This window comes from Corynebacterium sp. HMSC074C03 (assembly GCF_001838285.1).
GTDB lineage: Bacteria > Actinomycetota > Actinomycetes > Mycobacteriales > Mycobacteriaceae > Corynebacterium > Corynebacterium amycolatum.
Genome location: NZ_KV836246.1, coordinates 20,290 through 40,248 on the forward strand (window position 1 = coordinate 20,290; position 19,959 = coordinate 40,248).

Consider the following 19,959-nt stretch of genomic DNA (forward strand, 5'->3'; position numbering starts at 1 on the left):
TGTGGAAGGATGGCAAGCCGCTGTTCCACGATGAAAACGGCTACGGTGGTCTGTCGGACATGGCGCGCTACTACATCGGCGGCATCCTGAAGCACGCCGGTGCAGTCCTGGCATTCACCAACCCGACGATGAACAGCTACCACCGTCTGGTTCCAGGATTCGAAGCTCCCGTGAACCTCGTCTACAGCCAGGAGAACCGCTCGGCTGCCATCCGCATCCCGATTACCGGCGCAAACCCGAAGGCTAAGCGCATCGAATTCCGCGCTCCGGACCCATCGGGCAACCCGTACTTGGCTTTCACCGCCGCAATGATGGCTGGTCTCGACGGCATCAAGAACCGCATCGAGCCGGGCAAGCCGATTGACAAGGACCTCTACGAGCTGCCACCAGAGGAACTCAAGCACGTTCCCACCGTCCCGCATTCGCTGGAGGGTGCACTTAATGCACTGGAGGAGGACCACGAGTTCCTGCTCGCCGGTGATGTCTTCACAAAGGACCTCATCGACGCGCACATCCGCTACAAGTTCGAGCAGGAGATTATGCCGGCACGTCTGCGCCCGACAACGCAGGAGTTCGAGCTCTACTACGACTGCTAGCACTCGCCCAGTAAAACTCGCTTGACGACGCCCAACACCGCTACCCCACCTAACCGTCTTGGGGTAGCGGTGTTTTTAGCTGAGGCATGCTGTTTTAGTCGGAACATTTAGTGAACATTTAGTAGAGCTAGCACCACTGCGAACTAAACGGATCAGGGCTACCCTTGATAAGTATGAACAACAAGTCACTGACCCGTTCCACCAATAACAAAATGGTTGCCGGTGTGCTCGGTGGGTTCGCTGAGTATTTCAACTGGGATGCGACTTTGCTGCGCGTTATATTTGTCGCGTCTTTCCTGATGCCGGGTCCGCAGTTTCTTCTCTACCTCGCAGCATGGATTATCATGCCGAAGGAAACTTACGCATAAGCGCAATCAACCGGAAGTACTTAAATATCCATACCTTGGAGTATTTATCTAATGAGCGATGCCGCTCCCGAAAAATCCACCAAGAAAATTTACCGCTCGCGTAATGACCGCCTCCTCGGTGGCGTCCTCGCAGGAATTGCGAAAAGCCAAGGTTGGGATATCACTTTCACACGAATGGTCTACATCATCCTTCCCTGCGTTGGATCGATGCTTGGCTGGAAGATTGGCGCTGGATTCCTCGCTCTTTACCTCTTGGCCTGGTTCGTCCTACCAGATGGTGAGTACACGCTTGACGACGAGGCCCGCGGCTCCAATCCCGCAGGGAAAGAAAATAAGCAATAAATGTCAAGCTTAATAAGATTGATACCTATCCGTTACCCAGAACGTCCTCACCAGCACTATTCCAATTTCGCAGTCACGCAAAATCGGTAACAAATAGTGCACAAAGTGCACAGATTCACGTCATTTGACTTGCGCAAGTCTCAGAATTACCTAATGTTCTTTCTGTACGGCTTTGAAGCCACGCCCTCTTCCGATGCCTGATATTCAAAAGAATTGTCATTTTCTCTTTGAATTTAATTCGGGCAAATAGTGGAAGATGCCGATAATTGAATAGGTAACTTAGTTAGCTCTCAAGAAAGTGGTTTGAAATGCAGAACAAGAAGATGACCCGTATCGCTACCGCAATCGTCGGCTCCGCCGCTCTTCTCGGCGGCCTGGCTGCATGTTCTTCCGATGATGCACAGGATGCTGCTAACAACGCCAAGGATCAGGCTGGCCAGGTAGCAACCGACGCCACTGATAAGGCTGGCGACGCTGCTAATGGCGCCAAGGATAAGGCTGACGACGCTGCTGACGGCGCCAAGGATAAGGCTGGCGACGCTGCTGACGGTGCTAAGGACAAGGCTAACGAGGCTATGAACGGTCTGGGTCTGGGCGACGCTGCTGGCGAGGATGTGGCAGAAGCTGACTTGCCTGAGTCCATCACCGAGGCAGCTTCTTCCTTCACCTCCCCGTACGGTACTGAAGCTGGCGAGTTCAAGTCCGCTAAGAAGGCCGGCGACGCAGTTGCCGCTGAATACGAGAATGTCACCTTCGTTGAGTCCCCGGATACCAACGGTGCACAGCCACTGATTGGTAAGATTCGCGAGACTTGGGTTGCCAACGGTGCACTGGAAAACGAGATTGGTCTGCCGACCGCTCCGGAGTCCGAGATTGAAAACGGCTGGGAGCAGCCGTTCACTAAGGACACCATGAAGTGGACCTCTGAGGACGGCCAGAACTACTCCGACTCCTACGAGAACAAGTAGTTCTACACGAACCGAAAGATTTTGAGCGTGCCGGGTGGCACGCTCTTTTTCTTTCCCTAGCTAGTCGCATTCCCCACTTACCTAGTTTCCCCCTCGCCTAGTTTCCCCCTCGCCTAGTTTCCCCCTCGCCTAGTCAAAAACGCCAGATGCACCGCGCCGATGTGCGCCAACAATGTTGATATCGACAATCCCCACGGCAGCCATTGATGCAAAGACCGTGGTGGGGCCTACGAACTTAAAACCGGCTTTCTTCAATGCCTTGGCAAGCGCCTTGGACTCCTCGGAGAAGCTGGGAACCTCTTCGATTGAACGTGGCTCCGGAGACTTCTCCGGTTTAAACGACCACATCAGCTCGGCTAAGCCGCCGTGCTCACGCAGAGCAATAGTCGCCGCAGCGTTATTGATGACTGCGGAAATCTTCCTGCGATTCCGAATGATCCGTTCATCATTCATCAATCTTTCGACATCTTCGTCATCGAAATCGGCAACCACATCGGGGTCGAAGTTCGCGAAGGCTTGCTGAAACGCGGGCCGCTTCTTCAGAACTGTCTCCCACGACAGTCCCGCCTGAAATACTTCCAGGCTGAGCCGTTCGAATAGTCCTTGCTCATCACGCACCGACATCCCCCACTCGGTATCGTAATATTCTCTCAGCAGCTCGCTGTGAGCCGCCCACGCCGGTCGAGCCAATTCATCCTCACCGATGATGAGCCCATTGTTTTCCGTGTAGTCCGATCCAATTTTCATCAGTCTTTCCAATCCCCCAATTCCGGTTTGATTTAACTGAGCTCCAAAGCCCTTAATCCTTATGGTTCTGTTGACGCCCAACCAGAGCGCCATACACCAGATCCAGTGTCGGTGTTTCCACTGACACCTTCTGCCCCATCCGGCGGATTGCGCCAATCTGGGCATCGAGCTCATTGGCAAGCCCTGCTGTGTAGTCGCGCTGCATCGACGAGGTGTTGTCGTAGCCCTGCGCATCAGCAAAGGCCAAGGTTCGTGGCACGATATCGTCCGGAAGCGCGACACCACAGGCGCGACCAACTGCTTCGGTTTCTTCAAACATCCGAGTCAAGCTGTCACGCATTTCCTCACGCAGGTAGCCAATCGGGCTATCAGCCAGGGCACCCAGGGCACCGAGGTTGGCCACGAACATCGCCTTTGCCCAGATATCGACCCAGATATCCGGCAGTTGCTCGCCTCCCAGTCCGGCTGCATGCAGCGCCTCGATAACTTCCCCGACTAGGCCATTGGTGGAGCCATCAAATGTGCCGATGTTCAAACTCATCGGCCCAGGACGGAAAGTGACTTCCGCGGGGCCGGTGTGGATAAAGAAACCGCGGATAACGCCCGGGAACACCTTGTCCTCGCCGAAGCGCCCCGCTGCCAAATAAGGGATTTCCACCGAGTTATGGGTGGTGACCACCGCCGCTCCGGCCGGAACTTGCGGGAAGGGATCGTTGCCCGGCAGCGCCTTGGTCGCCGCAAGCACAACATCGACATCGATGCCATCGGCGGTGAGTTCATCCCAGTTATCAGCCGCCTTGACGGGGATAATGCTGCGCTCCCCCTGTTCGTCGATAAGCGTGAGCCCCACCTCTCGAAGACGTGTCAGGGTCTCGCCGCGGGCGAGAAAGACGACATCGTAACCAGCTTCAACGAGGCGACCGCCGAACCAACCGCCGACAGCTCCTACACCTAAAACTCCAATCCTCATAGCTGCCACCTTACGACTTCCGCACTGAGCGCGGAGTAGGTTGCATGCGGTTGCCCACAGGCAATCCGGGCTATCCCCAAATGGGAAATTTGAGCTTGAATTACTCCCTTGTCAAAACTATGTAAAGCGGAGTAGGGTCGAAGTTAATAGATATCAACCCAGGGTTGTTACTCTTTTGAGGCAAGACCTGAGGCCCACAGTTTGTGGTGCCTCGGGTCTTTTTGCGTTTAACGGCCCTGTTTACTGTGAAGGAAGGTCACGATGGGGTCGTCAAGAGATTCCAGCGCGAGGGCAATAGTTGAAAACCTCGGTGGACCCGGAAACATCACAAGCATGACGCACTGTGCGACGCGTCTGCGTTTTGAACTCGGTGATGTCTCCAAGATCAACGAGGACAAGATTGACAAGGTGCCGGGCGTGCTCGGCGTCGTTCACCAGGGCGATAACCGCTACCAGGTCATCTGTGGCGGTGGTGTTGAGTCGATGTACACGGCAATTAAGCACCTGCCAGAGATGAAGGGGACAGGCGCAGTTGCCACTAAGTCCGATGCAGACGTAAAGGCAGAAGCCCGCTCGAAGGCACGCGGTAAGTACTCGTGGCTCGATAACTTCTTCGAGTACCTCTCCGATTCCTTCCGCCCGATTCTGGGCGTGCTGCTGGGTGCATCGCTGATTATCGCGATTGCCGCAGTTCTCGACGGCCTGAACATCGTCGACTTCCGCGCTGAAGATAAGTCCGCCACCTGGATTTTTGTCGATGCCATGTGGCGCAGTGTCTTCTACTTCCTGCCAATCATGGTCGCCTACAACGCAGCGAAGAAGCTGCGGGTCGATCCGTGGCTGGGCGCAGCTATCATGGCTGCACTAATGACGCCAGAGTTTATGAGTCTGCAGGATACTGAGCGCTTCTCGGACACTATCAAGACAGTCAACGAGGAACTGGGCACCGAAACTTTCACCGCCAACATCTTCGGCCTGCCAATGCAGCTCAATGATTATGGCGGACAGGTCTTCGTACCACTAATCATGGTGGCCATCCTGGCAGTGGTCTACCACGGTTTGAAGAAGGTCTTCCCGGAGAATGTGCAGATGGTCTTCGTGCCGTTTATCTCCATGTTGATTATGATTCCGCTGACCGCTTTCCTCATCGGGCCACTGGGTATCTGGTTGGGCAACGGCATCGGCTCTGGCCTAGCATGGATGAACTCGAACGCACCGTTTGTGTTCGCAATTCTCATCCCGATGCTCTACCCGTTCCTCGTACCGCTTGGCCTGCACTGGCCACTGAATGCGCTGATGCTGGTCAATATCCAGACTCTCGGCTACGACTTCATCCAAGGCCCGATGGGGGCCTGGAACTTCGCCTGCTTCGGCGCAACTGCCGGTGTGCTGGTTCTTTCCATGCGCGACCACGACACTCAGATGCGCCAAACTGCAACGGGTGCACTCGCTGCCGGTCTTTTCGGCGGTATTTCCGAGCCGTCCCTCTACGGTATTCACCTGCGCTTTAAGAGGATCTACCCGCGTATGCTGCTCGGTTGTTTCGCCGGCGGTCTGACGATCGCCATCCTCTCCGCCCCGTACGGTGGCGTGACAACCAACGCCTTCGTCTTTACCTCTCTGATTACCACTGTCGTGTTCAAGCCGATCTGGGTCTACTTGATCTCCATCGCTGTGGCGTTCTTCGTTGCCATGTTCGCCATCATTCTCACCGACTACCGCACGCCAGAAGAGAAGGCTGAGGCCGAGGCCGCACGCGCCGCAGAGCTCGACGACGAGCCCCGCGACGACACCCCGGAAACTGCCTCAGGTGACTCCGCTTCCGCTCCCGCTGGAATTTCAGGCGAAAGCGGCTCCGGCGTCGAGACTGCAGCTCCTGCTGCTGCAGCCGCTGGCGCAGGTGGTGTAGCAACCTCCGTTGCTACCAAGCCCGCACAGGTGCAAGCCCCGGTTTCCGGTGAGGTTATCACTCTTGCCGAGGCCGGCGACGCGGTCTTCGCCTCCGGTGCTCTCGGTGACGGGGTCGGCATCAAACCGACCAGCTCCACCGTGGTCGCACCCGTATCCGGCACGCTGATGACCGTGGCCAAGACCGGTCACGCCTTCGGTATCAAGACCGATGACGGTGTGGAGGTTCTCGTCCATGTCGGTATCGACACGGTCAAGATGGCCGGCGAGGGCTTCGATGTCCAGGTTGCCAAGAAGCAGCAAGTCGAGGCCGGCGATGTTCTCGCCGAGGTCGACTTCGACAAGGTCAAGGAAGCTGGATACTCCACCACAACGCTAATGACCATCACCAATACCAAGAAGATGACCAAGGTCACTCCGCTCACCGGCAACTCCGTCCGGGCCGGCGACACGGTCATCGAAGTTCAGCCATAATTGATTTCTAGAAGGCATACCGGCCTGAAATCCCTCAACTTATCGAGGAGTTCACGGTTACCGAAATGGAAATCCTGAGAGTATTCAATAACAACGTGGTCCTGGCCAAGGACGCGACCGGCGAGAAAATCATCACCGGCCGCGGCATTGGGTTCAAGGCCCGCCCGGGGCAGCCGGTTGATTCGAGCAAAGTTGTTCGAATCTTTGTCCCAGCGGAAGGCCGCGATCCGGACCATATTGCCACGATGCTCACAGAGATTCCGTTGGCCCACATCACTCTTGTGACCGATGCGGTAACCGCGGCCGGTCTGCCGGAATCAATGACAAAGAACGCTTCCCTTCTTGTGGCGTTGGCCGATCACATTGGTTTCGCCATCATGAGGGCAGCTAACGGGCAGCGAGCTGATTACCCACTGCTCGCGGAAGTCAGCCAACTTTATAGTGAAGAGTACGCGCAGGCGCAGGCCATTTTGTCGCATATCAACCGCGCTCTCAATGACCGTCGTATAGCGCCACTGCCCCGTTCAGAAGCGGTGGCGATTACGTTGCATCTGGTCAATGCCGGTTTTGCCACGGGTGATCTGAGCTTCACCTACACCATGACGGGCGTGCTGCAGCAGCTGCTAACAATCATTGAAAGTGATTTTGGCATCACGCTGGAGCCAGAGACTGTCAATGTGGGGCGCTTCATCACGCACCTGCGCTACCTGTTCGTCCGGATTGCCAAGCATGAGCAGTTGAAAGACCACTCCTCCGCTATTGGCCAGGCCATCCGTGACTCTTCCCCAGAGGCATATCGTTGCGCACAGCGCATCTCCGCAGTCATTGAACTGCGTCTGGGGTCGGGGCTAACGGAAGACGAAATTTCCTACCTCACCCTGCACATTGCACGCATTGTGCAGGCAGCGGCTGTATCTCCCACCGCCTCCAGGGCTTCCCGGAGCGTGCGCGACGTTGATGCTAAGCAAGCACCAGCGGGCGGCGCACCCGCGGTGGGGTGTACAGGCCCTGTGCCTGAGTCAGATAATTCGACACACTCGACCCGAAAGGATTCAACCATGATTACTCGTACCGCTACCATCGGTTCCTCCGTAGGCCTGCACGCTCGCCCGGCTTCCCTGTTCACTCAGGCTGCTGCTGAGTACGACTACGACATTGTCATTTCCCTCGATGACGAAGAGGCCGATGCCGCTTCGATCCTGGAGGTCATGACCCTCGGCGCTAAGCACGGTGATGAAGTCACGCTGAGCTGTGAGGACGACTCCGCAACTGCAGCTCTGGACGAGCTCGCTGCCATGCTCGAGCGCGACCTGGATGCCGAGTAAGCCCAGCTACAACACTCCTGGATAACACCACGGCACACCACGACCGACGGGTCTCCCCGCAGAGGTCCCGAAAAGGAGATCGGAAGCAATGAACGAGCAGCACACTGTCATCTATGGCATCGGTGTCTCGACCGGTACGGCCAGCGCTGAAGTAGTAAAGGTACTCCCCGCTCCGGGAGTTGATACCCAAGAGCCGTCGTCGACCGACCCTGTCGCCGATGGTGAGCGCGTCCGCGCAGCGATGGCCAACGTCGCAGAGTCGCTGAAGAAGCAAGCTGAGCATTCCAGCCCGCAGGCACGTCCGATTCTGGAGGCCACTGCGCAACTGGCTTCCGATAGGGCGCTCGCCAAGGCCGTGGTGAAGAAACTCAAGGCGGGCTCCGGCGTCACCCAGGCAGTTCACGATGCCGTTGAAGACTACGCGCAGCTCCTCGCAAGCCTCGGCGGCTACATGGCTGAACGTGTCACCGACCTCTACGATGTTCGCGACCGCACGATTTGCGAGCTGCGCGGCCTGCCAAAGCCGGGCGTCCCGGATGTCTCCACCCCCACTATTCTGCTTGCCGACGATCTCGCTCCCGCCGAAACCGTGGGGCTTGATCCCGAGTTGGTCGTAGGCATCGCCACCGCTGGTGGCGGGCCTACCAGCCACACGGCTATCCTCGCAGCTCAGCTGGGCATTCCGGCCGTCGTTAAGGCGAAGGGCGTCATGGAACTTGAGGCCGGTACCTTTGTCGCCATTGACGGTGGCGCCGGTGAGGTGATTGCGAATCCGACCGCCGATGAGGTCGCCGAGTTGGAAGAGCGCGCTCGTCGCCGGGAAGCCGCCCTGGCGCAGTCTGTGGGCGCAGGCAAAACCGCTGATGGTTACCCTGTGAATCTGCTGGCCAACATTGGTACGGCGGAAGATGGTGAGTCTGCAGCAGCGCAGGATAATGAGGGCACCGGCCTGTTCCGTACTGAGTTCCTTTTCCTCGACCGCGACAAGGCTCCGAGTTTGGAAGAACAAACGGAAACCTACACTCGTGTGCTGAAGGCATTCGGTGAGCGACGCGTGGTTGTGCGCACACTGGATGCGGGTGCGGATAAGCCGCTGAGCTTTGCCGACCTAGGCGAGGAAGAAAACCCGGCGCTGGGTCGCCGCGGACTGCGCCTGTCGCAGGCTCGGGAAGATTTGCTGGATACGCAGCTGGATGCACTCGCAGCTGCGTTTGATGCCACCGGCCGCAAGGCTGACCTGCGGGTTATGGCTCCGATGATAGCAACGGTCGAAGAAACAAAGTGGTTTGCGGACAGGGCGCGTGAGCGTGGCCTGCCGAAGGTCGGCATCATGATTGAGGTCCCCGCAGCAGCAATTCGCGCGAAGCAGCTGCTGTCCATCGTGGACTTTGCCTCCATTGGTACTAACGACTTGTCGCAGTACACTATGGCGGCCGACCGCATGCAGGGGGCTCTGGCGGATCTGCTTTCCCCGTGGCAACCAGCGGTACTGCAAATGATTAAGTCCGCATGCAAGGGCGGCAATGCTACCGGCAAGCCCATTAGTGTCTGCGGTGAAGCCGGCGGTGACCCGCTGCTGGCACTGGTCCTGGTGGGTCTCGGCGTGAGCTCGCTGTCCATGGCTTCCAAGAAGGTACCGGCCGTCCGCGCCGCTCTCCGCCTCCACGACCGTGCTACCTGCCAGCAGATGGCAGCGTACGCTGTCGATGCCGAGACTGCGGCCGATGCGAAGGCCGCAGTGACCGCGCTGGTGGATCCGAAGGTGAAGGATCTGCTGTAGAGCGACGGAATTATTACTGAGCCTGGCGCACACACGGTCAGCGTAAAAGTGTGTGCCAGGCTCTTTCTTTATTGGCGCATCGATCGATCACGAGCAGCAAACTTTCTGGGAATTTTCTTGATTTTCCCTCTTTCGAACGCCCCATTAGGATAAATAGAGTGCCTTCGTCGGCACCACCAACGCCGTCGAAGCCCCTTAATAGTTCAAATAAAGACGGCTCATACAAGCCGCAACTTAATTCACGCATCAGGCTCCACCCAGCCCGTGACAATTCACAATTTCACATTAAAGTGTCAGTTTTTCGGCATCGTGGCCTGTCATCTACATGGGCACACGAACTGCAATTGTGCTGCTGCAACGGGCGTTTGCGCCACCGCAGCACCAGCGACAACGGCGTCGCCACAGCAGCATGCAGCATCGCCCTTGACCTTATGGGCGACACTAATTTAGAAAGAACACAATTCTCATGACCAAGTCGAGCGGAGTGGAGTCCCCGAAGTCTTTCGCTTCCATAATCGTTGTTACAGCGCTCATGCTGTTTTCGATGTTCTTCGGCGCGGGCAACCTCATCTTCCCGCCGAAGCTCGGAGTGGATTCCGGTACCAACTTTGGCCCCTCAATCACCGGCTTCCTGCTCACCGGTGTGGCGTTGCCTGTTCTGGCCATCATTGCGATCGCCATTTCAGGCAGCAATTTACGTGACCTAGCGTTCCGCGCGGGCCGCATCTTTTCCCTGAGCTTCCCGGTAATCGCATACCTTTCCATCGGTGCTTTCTACGCTCTGCCGCGTACCGGTGCCGTGTCATACGAAACCGGTGTCCAGCCGATTTTCGGCAGTGATTCGCTGGCCGCCGCTGCGTCCTTCTACTTTGTTTTCTTCGGTATCGCGTTGGCATTGGCGTGGAATCCGAATGAAATTGTGTCCAAACTGGGCAAGATTCTCACCCCGGCTCTGCTGATTCTCTTGGTTGTATTGGTTGGAATGTCGGCATTCAAATTCGATGCCACTCCGGCTGCGCCAATTGAAAAGTACTCCTCTACCCCATTTGCCTCCGGCCTAGTCGAGGGCTACCTCACCATGGACTCCATCGCCGGCCTTGCATTCGGCATCATTGTCATTTCTGCCCTCCGCGTCAGCGGTGTCCCAGAGGGCAAGCGTATGGTTCGCGGCACAATGATTTCAGGCCTGTTCGCCGGCATTTTGCTGGCCATCATCTACTTGGGATTGGGCTATGTCGGCCAGGTGCTGCCGAATGCCGCCTCCTTCGATAACGGCTCGGGCATCCTCGCAGAGGCTTCCAAACAGGCCATGGGTCAGGGCGGTCAGATTGTCTTCGGTCTCATCGTTCTGCTGGCATGCATGACCACAGCCGTCGGTCTGATTGCCGCAACCAGTGAGTTCTTCAATCTGCTGCTTCCGGGTATCAGTTACAAGGCCTGGGCGATTGTCTTCACGGTTATGTCCTTCGTAATGGCAACACAGGGGCTTTCTCAAGTACTGGCGATTGCCGCGCCGATTATCACCTTTATTTACCCGCCGGCAATCACGCTGATTGCACTGACACTTCTCGACCCAGTCATTTCTTACTCCTTCAAGCTGTATTACACCTACCGCCTGGGCGTCTGGGTTGCCACCATCTGGTCGGGTATCTCAGTACTCTCCGGTTTGGGTGTCGGTGGTTCTGCTTTGGCGGACTTCCTTAGTCTCGTACCTGGTCAGACCATCGAGTTCGGATGGTTCCTGCCGACTCTGGCAGCGGTGGTGATTGGTTACGCAATTGACGTCGTCACGCGAAAGCAGCGCGCAAATCGCCCGGCGAGTGTGCTTGCCGACGATGCCGTTACAGAAGAGGTAGCCGAAAAGGCGTAAAACCACACCCGGTCATTTGCGTTGCTTAACGTAAATACCGCACGCTAGAGAAGTAAATTCCATCCGAACAAGGATTGACTATGAGTACCCGAATGCGTTTTACGCAAACGCTCCTATTCCGCGTTATTGTTGCGATTATTCTGGGCATTGTCTGCAGCTTTTTCTTCCCGGAATGGCTGGCTCGAATTTTTGTCACTTTCAATGGCCTCTTTGGTAACTTTCTGGGCTTCTTTATTCCGGTGCTGATTTTTGCCCTCATCACGCCGGCGATTGCCAGCCTGGGCCGTGGTGCCGGAAAGTGGTTGGGTATTACCACTGCTATTGCCTACGGCTCGACGGTGTTTTCGGGCCTATTGGCCTACGCCGCTACCCAGGGGCTCTACCCTTGGCTGCTCGGCGCTGATCAGGCCGGTGCATCGGTGGATATTGATGAGGGCGCGCTGGAGAGCTTCTTCAATGTAGAGATGCCACCGCCGTTTGACGTCATGACCGCCCTGCTGCTGGCTTTCACGGTCGGTGTGGCGATGACCACCGTGAAGTCGGACTCGCTCTACCGCGGTGCGACACAGCTGCGCGATGTGATTATGAAGATCATCTCGGCGTTTATCATCCCGCTGCTGCCGATTTACATCTTCGGCATGTTCCTGTCTATGGGCATGAACGGCAACCTGACCACGACGCTGTCGATGTTCTTCAAGGTGCTCGTTCTGGCAGTCATCGGCACCGTGCTTCTGTTGGCAATCCAGTTCTCCATCGCGGGTGCCATCGCTGGCCGCAGCCCGTGGCAATCCCTGAAGAACATGCTGCCGGCCTACGCCACCGCGCTCGGCACCTCGTCCTCGGCCGCCACCATTCCGGTGACTTACAAGGCCGCGCTGAAGAATGGTGTCTCGGAGAAGGTCGCTGGCTTTACCGTGCCGCTGTGCGCGACCATTCACCTGGCCGGTTCGATGATGAAGATCATCCTGTTCGCGTTTGCGGTGATGTTCATGGCGGACAAGCCGGTTTCGCCGGGTATGGCCATCGGCTTCATTCTCACTTTGGGTATCACCATGATTGCGGCTCCGGGCGTTCCGGGTGGCGCAATTATGGCCGCGGTCGGTGTGCTGCAGTCCATGCTCGGCTTCGATCAGGAGCAGGTCGCTTTGATGATTGCCGCCTACATCGCCATCGACTCCTTCGGTACCGCATGTAATGTCACTGGTGACGGCGCAATTGCCATGATTGTTAACCGCTTCGCCAAGGATGATGTCGTCGACCGTTCCGAAGAGCTCAGCTTCGACGCTGAAGAGGCCAATTCCGCATCTTCCGCAGCCGAGGCCTGACTGGCTTCAGTGCATATGTAAAAATTAAAGAAAACATCCACCGGTCAACCCCGTCGCAATCTTTCACAAGGCCTTCTTATAGGCCGATGCGGCGGGTGTTGGCATACATGTAAGGGGCCCGCCTTGGACTTCATTTCGACTCGCGACCCAGAGCGCACGCCGCACAAGTTCTCAGACATTCTCCTGGGAGGTCTCGCTAACGACGGCGGCCTCTACCTGCCGGTCGAGTACCCACAGGTTGACGATGCCACTTTGACGCGTTGGCGCTCCGTGCTTGTCGACGACGGTTACGCAGCCTTGGCTGCAGAGGTCGTCAGCCTTTTTGTGGACGACATTCCACTGGAGGATTTGCGCGGTATCTGTACACGGGCGTACACCTACCCGAAGTTTTCCGATCCGGATATTGTGCCGGTGACGAAGCTGGAAGATCAGCTCTACATCGGTCACTTGTCCATGGGCCCCACAGCGGCATTCAAGGATATGGCGATGCAGCTGCTCGGTGAGTTCTTCGAGTATGAGCTGGCTCGTCGTGGCGAGACCCTGAATATCCTCGGCGCCACCTCTGGTGACACGGGTTCCTCGGCCGAGTACGCAATGCGTGGCCGTGAGGGAATCAGCGTGTTCATGCTAACGCCAGCTGGTCGAATGACCGCTTTCCAGCAGGCTCAGATGTTTGGTCTGCAGGACGCCAACATTCACAACGTCGCCCTCGACGGTGTCTTCGATGATTGCCAGGACATCGTTAAGGCTGTCTCCGGTGACTTGGATTACAAGGCCAACCGCCACATTGGCGCAGTTAACTCCATCAACTGGGCTCGCCTGATGGCTCAGATTGTGTACTACGTCTCCTCGTGGATTCGCGTCACTGGCGGCAACGGTGCTGAGGCCGATAACTCGCAGAAGGTCAGCTTCAGTGTGCCGACCGGCAATTTCGGTGATATCTGCGCTGGTCATATTGCACGTCAGATGGGTGTGCCAATTGACCGCCTGATTGTGGCTACCAATGAAAACGATGTCTTGGATGAGTTCTTCCACACGGGCGCCTACCGCGTGCGCAGCGCTGCGGAGACACAGGCGACCTCTTCCCCATCGATGGATATCTCCCGCGCGTCTAACTTCGAGCGTTTCATCTTCGATCTGCTGGGGCGCGATGCTGAGCGGACTGCAGACCTCTTTGGTGTCAAGGTCAAGGAGGGCGGCTTCTCTCTTACTGCTGATCCAATCTTCCCGGAGGCTTCTGCCCAGTACGGGTTCCTCTCCGGTCGTTCCACCCACGCTGACCGCGTCGAGACCATCAAGGACTGCTGGGAGCGCCTGGAGGTCATGGTCGATCCGCACACCGCTGACGGCATCCACGTCGTCCGCGGCCTGGTAGACCAGGTATCCACCCCAATTGTCTGCCTGGAGACCGCCCTGCCGGTGAAATTCTCCGAGACCATCCTGGAAGCCACCGGCCGCGAGCCGGACTGCCCGGAGCGTTTCGCGGACATCATGAATGCCCCACGCCGCGTTACCGAGCTTCCGAACGATGTCGATGTGGTGAAGAAGTTCATCGACGACAACGTGGCTTAAAACCTGGCAAAGCCCAACGTCACCCCCATCCGCGCAGCGGCAATGTGGAATAGTGCCCTCTTTTTTAAGGGCAAACAGCATTATCTTGGGCTATAGGGCTGTTATTACCCCCGTGATTACCTCACAATTGTTCACATGAGTTTCACTCGAGTTAATAGCCGTCCTATGCCCCACGCGCCCGCGTCTTCCCCGCAGGAAGGTTCCCAAAAGACCACAACGGTCTCGCGGGCGCTGGCCGACACACTGGCCCAGCACTGCGACCACTGCTTCGGTCTCGTCGGCAATGCGAACTCCCACTTCACATCAGCCCTTACTGAATCGGGATTCGGCTACTCCTCCGTCCGACACGAATCGGCTGCTGTTGGGGCCGCCGATGCCTTCCACCGCGCAGGCGGAGGGCTTGCTATCGCGACCGCCACTTGTGGCGCAGGATTCACCAATGCGCTAACCACTCTGGCGGAGGCTCGCGTAGCCCGTATCCCGCTTATTTTTGTCGTCGGCACGCACCCGGAACGCCCCCGCCCCTTTGACCTCAATCAGGCGGCACTCCTCGACGCCCTCGACGTCTGCCATCGCACTGTTACTCCCGAGTCCGCGCTTGACGACGCAAACTTTGCAGTCCAGCACGCACTGAGCTCTCGGCAGCCTGTCGTGCTGCTGCTCCCCTATGACCTCCAAGAAGCACCGATAACGGCATCTGCGTCTGAAACACAGTCGGCTAACCAGGAGCATCTACACACCAGCCGACCAGAATGGTTAGAGTCAACTGTCACGTCGCTGGCAGAGGAACTGCAGGCTGCCCGCCGCCCTCTCATTATTGCTGGTAGAGGTGTGCTACTCTCCGATACCGCCGAGCTAGTCCGCCGCATCGGGGACAGTGTAGGGGCACTGTTTATGCACTCAGCGATGGCTCGTCATGTACTTTCCAGTCCGTGGCAGATCGGCACCGTGGGCGGTTTTGCGCATGCGTGGCAGGTAGAACTAGCTCGACAGGCCGATATGGTGCTGTTCCTGGGAGCAAGCTTCAACGCTTTCCAAAACCGTGGCGGCAACATGTTTGCACCGGACGCGAAAATTATCCAGGTTGTAGACGAGCCCCATCCCGCCGCGCAGCCATCGGTGACACCGCTTTTGGCTAAGTTGGAGGAACTTCTGCCCGTCCTGGCAGAGCAGCTGGAGGAGCCACTGGAATCTCGGGCGCAGACAGCCAAAGATAGCGCAATGGGTGAGGCGCTCGGATCGTCGTCAAGCACATGGCGTGCGGAGTTGAAGGCACTGCCGACGACAGCGCAGGTCGAGTCGCTGACGTGCGCGGATGGCCGGTTGGATCCGCGGGCGTGCCTGCAGTATCTAAATCGTATCCTGCCCCATGAGCGCGCTGTGTGTACTGACGGTGGCCATTTCCTGGGATGGGTTCCGAAGTATCTCGATGTACCTGGTCCGCAGCAGCAAGTGATTGTCGGCACGGCGATTCAGTCAATTGGTTTGGGCATGGGCTCGCTTGTCGGCCTCGCGGCAGCACGGCCCGAGGACTATTGCGTGCTAGTCGCCGGTGACGGTGGCGGCACGATGGGTATTGCCGATCTACCTGCGGCGATCGAGCAGCTCCGGCGTGGTCGTGGCGGTTGTGTGGTGTTCATTAACGATGCTGCCTACGGCGCGGAGCTGCACCAGTTTGGCGATGTCGGGTTGGACACCTCGTCCATGGAGATTGCCGACTACGACTTCGCCGCAGTCGGGCGCGCCTATGGCGCTCACGGTTTCAGTGTCGGCAAACCTGAGGACTTTGCCCAGCTCGACGCCTATTTCCATGACGTTTCCAACTCCGATGAGGCTTCCGTTGCCGTAATTGATTTCAAGGTCTCACGGCTGGTGGTTGCGGACTTCGTGAAGGAAGTTCTGGCTAAGGCACAAAGGTAGTTTGCCGCGGGCATGATCGGGTCACATAGAACCCCGGTGCGACCCCACTTCAGGCCGGTTAGTTGATGGGGTCTACAATGTGGCGAGTGGTAAAGCAGCGTAACGGTAAAGATCAGATTTCATCAACAGATCAGCCCGCCACCGCGGTGGCAAAGGACCCGCGCGAGCACGTCACTGGCCGCGCAATTGCCGTCTGGCTGGCGGCGCTGATTACCTACATCGTTGCCATCGTCGGCCGCACCTCCATGGGTGTCGCTGGTGTCGAGGCGCTCGATCGCTTCCATATCAACGCCTCCCAACTCGCGCTGTTCACCGCCGTGCAGGTTGGTGTCTACGCCCTGGCGCAGATTCCGACGGGCATCATCATTGACCGCGTCGGCGCCAAGAAAACCATGGTCGTGGGCGCACTGATCATGGCGCTGGGCCAGGTCATCATCGCGTTTACGACATCGTATCCGCTGGCTGTCATCGCTCGTGTATTCATCGGCGCCGGCGATGCCACCGCATTCCTCGGTGCTATGCGCCTGCTTCCCGCATGGTTCCCGCTGCGCGTCACTCCGCTGTTCACACAGCTCACGGCTGGTCTTGGCCAGCTCGGTCAGTTCATCTCTGCTGTCCCATTCCTCGCGATTCTGCACGCCGCAGGGTGGGTGCCCGCGTTCCTGTCGCTGAGCACCGCAGGTCTTCTCATCGCTATCGTAGGCATGATTGCGCTTGCCGACGTCCCGGAGAACTCCTCCACAGCGAGGATGTCACTTCGTGAACGCCGCGCGGCCAAAAAGGCCGCGAAGACGGCTGCTGATGGCGGAGCCTCTGCCGCAGCCGATGAGAAGCTGACAATCGGCCAGACGCTGAAGACTGTGACCACTCACCCGGTGTGCTGGCAGGGTTTCTTCACGCACTGGACTGGTTTGATGCATCAGTGCATCTTCACATTGCTGTGGGGCATGCCTCTGATGATGCTGGGTATGGGGCTTAAGCCCTCCGAGGCCAGTGTGGTGCTGGTCATTAACACGCTGTCAGTAATTATCGCCGGGCCGTTGATGGGCATGGTCTCGGCACGCACCGGCCGCGACCGCATCAAGGTTGTTGTCGCAATCGCGTTTATCAACATGGTCGTCTGGATTGTGTTCCTGGCACCGAGCAACCCACCAGCGTACTGGGCAATTATTGTGGTCAACATCCTCATGGCAGGTCTTGGTGCGATGTCCAACTTCGGCTTCGACTCAGTGCGCGAAGAGGTCGATCGCAAGGTACTCGCCACCGGCACTGGGCTGGCGAATATGGGCGGTTTTGTGGCCACCATGCTCGCTGCACAAGGCGTCGGCTTCCTGCTGGATATTGCAGCTCCCGATGGAAACTACACCTGGGAGACCTTCCGCATTGGCTGGTTGGCTGTCGTCGGTGTGTGGGTGATTGGGTTCGTTGGCCTGCTGGTCGCAAAGCGTGCGGCGGCACGCTTTGTCGCCCAGCAGAGCCGTTTTGAGCTGGAACCTACGGAGTAGGAACTACAGGAAGCCGAGAGACAGAGTGGTTAGAACAGCGAAAGCTGCTCTGGCCCTTCCAGCCCCTCCGAGTCGTCCGAGTCGTCTGAGTCCTCCGCTTGCTCAGAGGTGTGTGCGTGGCCGCTATCCGCCGTGCGTTCGCTGCCATCGGTCTGAACACCATGGGAAACGCGCTCACCGGTGTCAGTTTCGGGGGCTGCGTTCTCCGGGACGTCGTCAAGCGAAGGCGATGGTTCTACGGCCTCACGCTCATACATTTCCTGCAACTTCTCGGTCTTAGTAATGCGGGCTAGCTCGGCGTAGATGACCAGCTTCATAGAACTATTGACCAGTGGTCCCAGCTGGGAAAACAGGACATCAACGTCACCGTCTACCGCGAGGCATGCGCGACGCAGGCTCTCCTCGGAAATAATCCAGCGGGAGGTTTCCGCGCAGGTTTCGCGGTCACCGATGAAGTCCAACGCGAGGGCAACCTGATTACTGGCGACGCCATCCAGTGTGGCAGCCAGACGCTCGTTAGGCGCGGCATCCTTGAACAGGCGGGCAATCTGGACTGCCTCCGCCGTCGGCACCTGGCCAGCGGCATACTCAGCGATAAGTTCAGCGATACGCTGAGCGCCGACGTGCTGATCAGTCAACCAAATGTCGTGCAAGGCATACATGATGGCCATGGCCTGCCACGAGGCGTGCCCATGGTAGAGAATGCCCAAGATGCCGGCCTGCTCCAGCAGCCAACCGACCATCGCGTCCCCATCGGCGCCGTTGCGAGCGCAGAGGTTGTCGACATTCCAAGCCATATGCCCTTCGACGCAGCAGCCATAGAACTTCTGGTCTTCCTCCAGCTGTGCGGCCAGCGACACTACTTCACGTGCGGCAAACGGGTAGCCGTAAGCAAGGGTGGCATGCGACAAATCATCGACACCCACCGTCACCCACGGAAACTCACCGTGCCACGGACCGCGACCAACGAGGAAGCCCGCCACGAGATACGCCCAACGGGTCGAGGCATCCGCGTTGTACCAGTACTGCAGCGCGCGCGGAGTCGGATGCCCGCTGTCAGCGTGAATTAGTCCCGCGTTGACCAGCATCTCCACAATCCAGGGCGCCGCGAAACCACTCGCGCCTATTGATGCTGCAAAGTCCTGAATCCACAGCAGGCTCGATTCCTCATACATGTGCAACGGGTCCTTCAGGCGCCCGTCGCCGCTGCCCGCAGCATCCATAAACGCCGAAGCAAACGCCACCGCAGCCACAGAAGCTTCGGTCAACTCCTTTGACTCCAGCGTTGCCGGGAAAGACTCCGTCGGATGCGGCTTACGAATCGACCACATGTCGCCCTTGAGCGCCAACGCGACTGCGCCCACCAGGCGGGCAACCTCTGTCGGCCCGTTGTGTGCTTCCGCCTCTTGCTCGAATACCGGCATTGCCGGTTCTTCCACCACAGTCAGCAGCAGACGCTCTTCGGCCCATCGCACCGCGTCGGCACGCAGTTCGGACCACATGTAGGAGGGCAAGTATTTCTCGTCGGTTGCCATCCAACGCAGCTCATTGCGAATATCCACCGGCGCTGTCATCACCAGCGCCCGCACCTTCACCGGATCGCAGAGGAAGCCTGCAATTTGCTCCACCTGGCGAGCCTGCAAATTGCGCACCGTCAAATCGCTGGCGTTCAGAGCTCGCGGTGCGCCCTCTCCCCGCGCGCTATCCGGCTCCAGCCCCATGCGCTCCATACGGCGACTCAGCACATCCGCTGGCATATTCGCCACCAAGTCGGCGACGCGGAAGCTGAGACTCGGTTCCGCCGGGAACACCTCCGAAATATGTGGCGGCACATGCCACACGCCCGCCGGTTCCTCCCACACGAGCCCCTGGCGCTGGCCACGGCGTAGCACATGCTCAAGCTGTTGCTTGCCGACGCGACGACGTTTGCGGTCAACACCCTTCGGCGTATCGTGTGCCATCACGTCCGCATCCGATGCCCAATAGGCCACTTCTGCGAGGGTATCCAGCGATGCGGAATCCTCCAGAATATGAACTAAGTGAGCCACATCGAGAACATCGGGATCACAAAAAGACAGCGCCGTATGCGCTGAATCCTGTGACATCAGCAATTCCACCGCCTTTTGTCCAGCAGCTGAGGTGTCAGCTGCTGGGCACGTACGGCTCAATAAAAAACGCAGGTCAGTGCCATCGAGGTTGAGAATGAAATCCTCATACCTAGGGCGTACCGAGTAATCGACGTTGCGTTCCATATCCCACCATTATGCCCGGTCGCCGTGCTAAGACAAA

14 protein-coding genes and 2 pseudogenes are annotated in these 19,959 nt (G+C 57.9%); 13 read left to right on the forward strand and 3 right to left on the reverse strand.

Annotated elements, in window-relative coordinates; genetic code table 11:
• From HMPREF2847_RS08425 to HMPREF2847_RS08440, 4 genes and pseudogenes are all read left to right on the forward strand, one after another.
• Positions 1–596 (forward strand): annotated as a pseudogene (locus HMPREF2847_RS08425) (type I glutamate--ammonia ligase); the annotation flags it as partial.
• Positions 597–769: 173 nt separating this feature from the next.
• Positions 770–964, forward strand: a complete 195-nt coding sequence (locus tag HMPREF2847_RS08430) for a PspC domain-containing protein (RefSeq protein ID WP_070833993.1) — start codon at positions 770–772, stop codon at positions 962–964.
• Positions 965–1,015: 51 nt separating this feature from the next.
• Positions 1,016–1,306: a PspC domain-containing protein gene (locus HMPREF2847_RS08435; RefSeq protein WP_070852124.1), complete on the forward strand. Its 291-nt coding sequence runs from the start codon at positions 1,016–1,018 to the stop codon at positions 1,304–1,306.
• A 308-nt stretch (positions 1,307–1,614) separates the two neighbouring features.
• Positions 1,615–2,274, forward strand: a complete 660-nt coding sequence (locus HMPREF2847_RS08440; RefSeq protein ID WP_070852125.1) for an LGFP repeat-containing protein — start codon at positions 1,615–1,617, stop codon at positions 2,272–2,274.
• Between the two features lie 129 nt (positions 2,275–2,403).
• Here the strand turns inward: HMPREF2847_RS08440 and HMPREF2847_RS08445 are convergent, their stop codons facing one another.
• Both HMPREF2847_RS08445 and HMPREF2847_RS08450 read right to left on the reverse strand, forming a co-directional pair.
• Complete coding sequence (locus tag HMPREF2847_RS08445) at positions 2,404–3,021, reverse strand: DNA-3-methyladenine glycosylase I (RefSeq protein ID WP_070852126.1); 618 nt, start codon at positions 3,019–3,021, stop codon at positions 2,404–2,406.
• A 52-nt stretch (positions 3,022–3,073) separates the two neighbouring features.
• Positions 3,074–3,991 (reverse strand): 2-dehydropantoate 2-reductase, encoded by a 918-nt coding sequence (locus HMPREF2847_RS08450; RefSeq protein WP_070852127.1) that lies wholly within the window; start codon positions 3,989–3,991, stop codon positions 3,074–3,076.
• Between the two features lie 261 nt (positions 3,992–4,252).
• Here HMPREF2847_RS08450 and HMPREF2847_RS08455 point away from each other — a divergent pair, with 261 nt between their 5' ends.
• The 9 genes and pseudogenes from HMPREF2847_RS08455 (at position 4,253) to HMPREF2847_RS08490 (ending at position 17,670) form a co-directional block, all read left to right on the forward strand.
• Positions 4,253–6,373 (forward strand): glucose PTS transporter subunit IIA, encoded by a 2,121-nt coding sequence (locus HMPREF2847_RS08455; RefSeq protein WP_070852128.1) that lies wholly within the window; start codon positions 4,253–4,255, stop codon positions 6,371–6,373.
• A gap of 65 nt (positions 6,374–6,438) precedes the next feature.
• Positions 6,439–7,254 (forward strand): annotated as a pseudogene (locus tag HMPREF2847_RS11810) (PRD domain-containing protein); the annotation flags it as partial.
• A gap of 177 nt (positions 7,255–7,431) precedes the next feature.
• The gene (locus tag HMPREF2847_RS11815) at positions 7,432–7,698 is read left to right on the forward strand and encodes an HPr family phosphocarrier protein (RefSeq protein WP_244262016.1); all 267 of its coding nucleotides are present in this window, start codon (positions 7,432–7,434) and stop codon (positions 7,696–7,698) included.
• Between the two features lie 88 nt (positions 7,699–7,786).
• Positions 7,787–9,478: a phosphoenolpyruvate--protein phosphotransferase gene (ptsP, locus tag HMPREF2847_RS08465; RefSeq protein ID WP_070852130.1), complete on the forward strand. Its 1,692-nt coding sequence runs from the start codon at positions 7,787–7,789 to the stop codon at positions 9,476–9,478.
• Between the two features lie 466 nt (positions 9,479–9,944).
• The gene (brnQ, locus tag HMPREF2847_RS08470) at positions 9,945–11,348 is read left to right on the forward strand and encodes a branched-chain amino acid transport system II carrier protein (protein WP_070852131.1); all 1,404 of its coding nucleotides are present in this window, start codon (positions 9,945–9,947) and stop codon (positions 11,346–11,348) included.
• Positions 11,349–11,428: 80 nt separating this feature from the next.
• Complete coding sequence (locus HMPREF2847_RS08475; protein WP_070852132.1) at positions 11,429–12,673, forward strand: dicarboxylate/amino acid:cation symporter; 1,245 nt, start codon at positions 11,429–11,431, stop codon at positions 12,671–12,673.
• Positions 12,674–12,796: 123 nt separating this feature from the next.
• Positions 12,797–14,245, forward strand: coding sequence for a threonine synthase (thrC, locus tag HMPREF2847_RS08480; protein WP_070852133.1), 1,449 nt, complete (start codon positions 12,797–12,799; stop codon positions 14,243–14,245).
• Between the two features lie 135 nt (positions 14,246–14,380).
• Positions 14,381–16,165 (forward strand): thiamine pyrophosphate-binding protein, encoded by a 1,785-nt coding sequence (locus HMPREF2847_RS08485; RefSeq protein ID WP_246821993.1) that lies wholly within the window; start codon positions 14,381–14,383, stop codon positions 16,163–16,165.
• Between the two features lie 77 nt (positions 16,166–16,242).
• A complete protein-coding gene (locus tag HMPREF2847_RS08490) occupies positions 16,243–17,670 on the forward strand; it encodes an MFS transporter (RefSeq protein ID WP_070852135.1) in 1,428 nt (475 codons plus the stop codon).
• Positions 17,671–17,699: 29 nt separating this feature from the next.
• On the opposite strand, the gene HMPREF2847_RS08495 is transcribed toward HMPREF2847_RS08490, so the two are convergent.
• Entirely contained in the window at positions 17,700–19,922 is a 2,223-nt protein-coding gene (locus HMPREF2847_RS08495) for a hypothetical protein (RefSeq protein ID WP_070852136.1), read from the reverse strand.
• Positions 19,923–19,959 lie beyond the last annotated feature (37 nt).

What these genes read in the sequence shown, in the direction of transcription:
- HMPREF2847_RS08490 (WP_070852135.1), top strand. Translation starts at nt 16,243, where the DNA reads ATGTGGCGAGTGGTAAAGCAGCGTAACGGTAAAGATCAGATTTCATCA.
- HMPREF2847_RS08475 (WP_070852132.1), top strand. Translation starts at nt 11,429, where the DNA reads ATGAGTACCCGAATGCGTTTTACGCAAACGCTCCTATTCCGCGTTATT.
- HMPREF2847_RS08495 (WP_070852136.1), bottom strand. Translation starts at nt 19,922, where the DNA reads ATGGAACGCAACGTCGATTACTCGGTACGCCCTAGGTATGAGGATTTC.
- HMPREF2847_RS08435 (WP_070852124.1), top strand. Translation starts at nt 1,016, where the DNA reads ATGAGCGATGCCGCTCCCGAAAAATCCACCAAGAAAATTTACCGCTCG.
- HMPREF2847_RS08445 (WP_070852126.1), bottom strand. Translation starts at nt 3,021, where the DNA reads ATGAAAATTGGATCGGACTACACGGAAAACAATGGGCTCATCATCGGT.
- brnQ (WP_070852131.1), top strand. Translation starts at nt 9,945, where the DNA reads ATGACCAAGTCGAGCGGAGTGGAGTCCCCGAAGTCTTTCGCTTCCATA.
- ptsP (WP_070852130.1), top strand. Translation starts at nt 7,787, where the DNA reads ATGAACGAGCAGCACACTGTCATCTATGGCATCGGTGTCTCGACCGGT.
- HMPREF2847_RS11815 (WP_244262016.1), top strand. Translation starts at nt 7,432, where the DNA reads ATGATTACTCGTACCGCTACCATCGGTTCCTCCGTAGGCCTGCACGCT.
- HMPREF2847_RS08455 (WP_070852128.1), top strand. Translation starts at nt 4,253, where the DNA reads ATGGGGTCGTCAAGAGATTCCAGCGCGAGGGCAATAGTTGAAAACCTC.
- HMPREF2847_RS08440 (WP_070852125.1), top strand. Translation starts at nt 1,615, where the DNA reads ATGCAGAACAAGAAGATGACCCGTATCGCTACCGCAATCGTCGGCTCC.
- HMPREF2847_RS08485 (WP_246821993.1), top strand. Translation starts at nt 14,381, where the DNA reads ATGAGTTTCACTCGAGTTAATAGCCGTCCTATGCCCCACGCGCCCGCG.
- HMPREF2847_RS08430 (WP_070833993.1), top strand. Translation starts at nt 770, where the DNA reads ATGAACAACAAGTCACTGACCCGTTCCACCAATAACAAAATGGTTGCC.
- HMPREF2847_RS08450 (WP_070852127.1), bottom strand. Translation starts at nt 3,991, where the DNA reads ATGAGGATTGGAGTTTTAGGTGTAGGAGCTGTCGGCGGTTGGTTCGGC.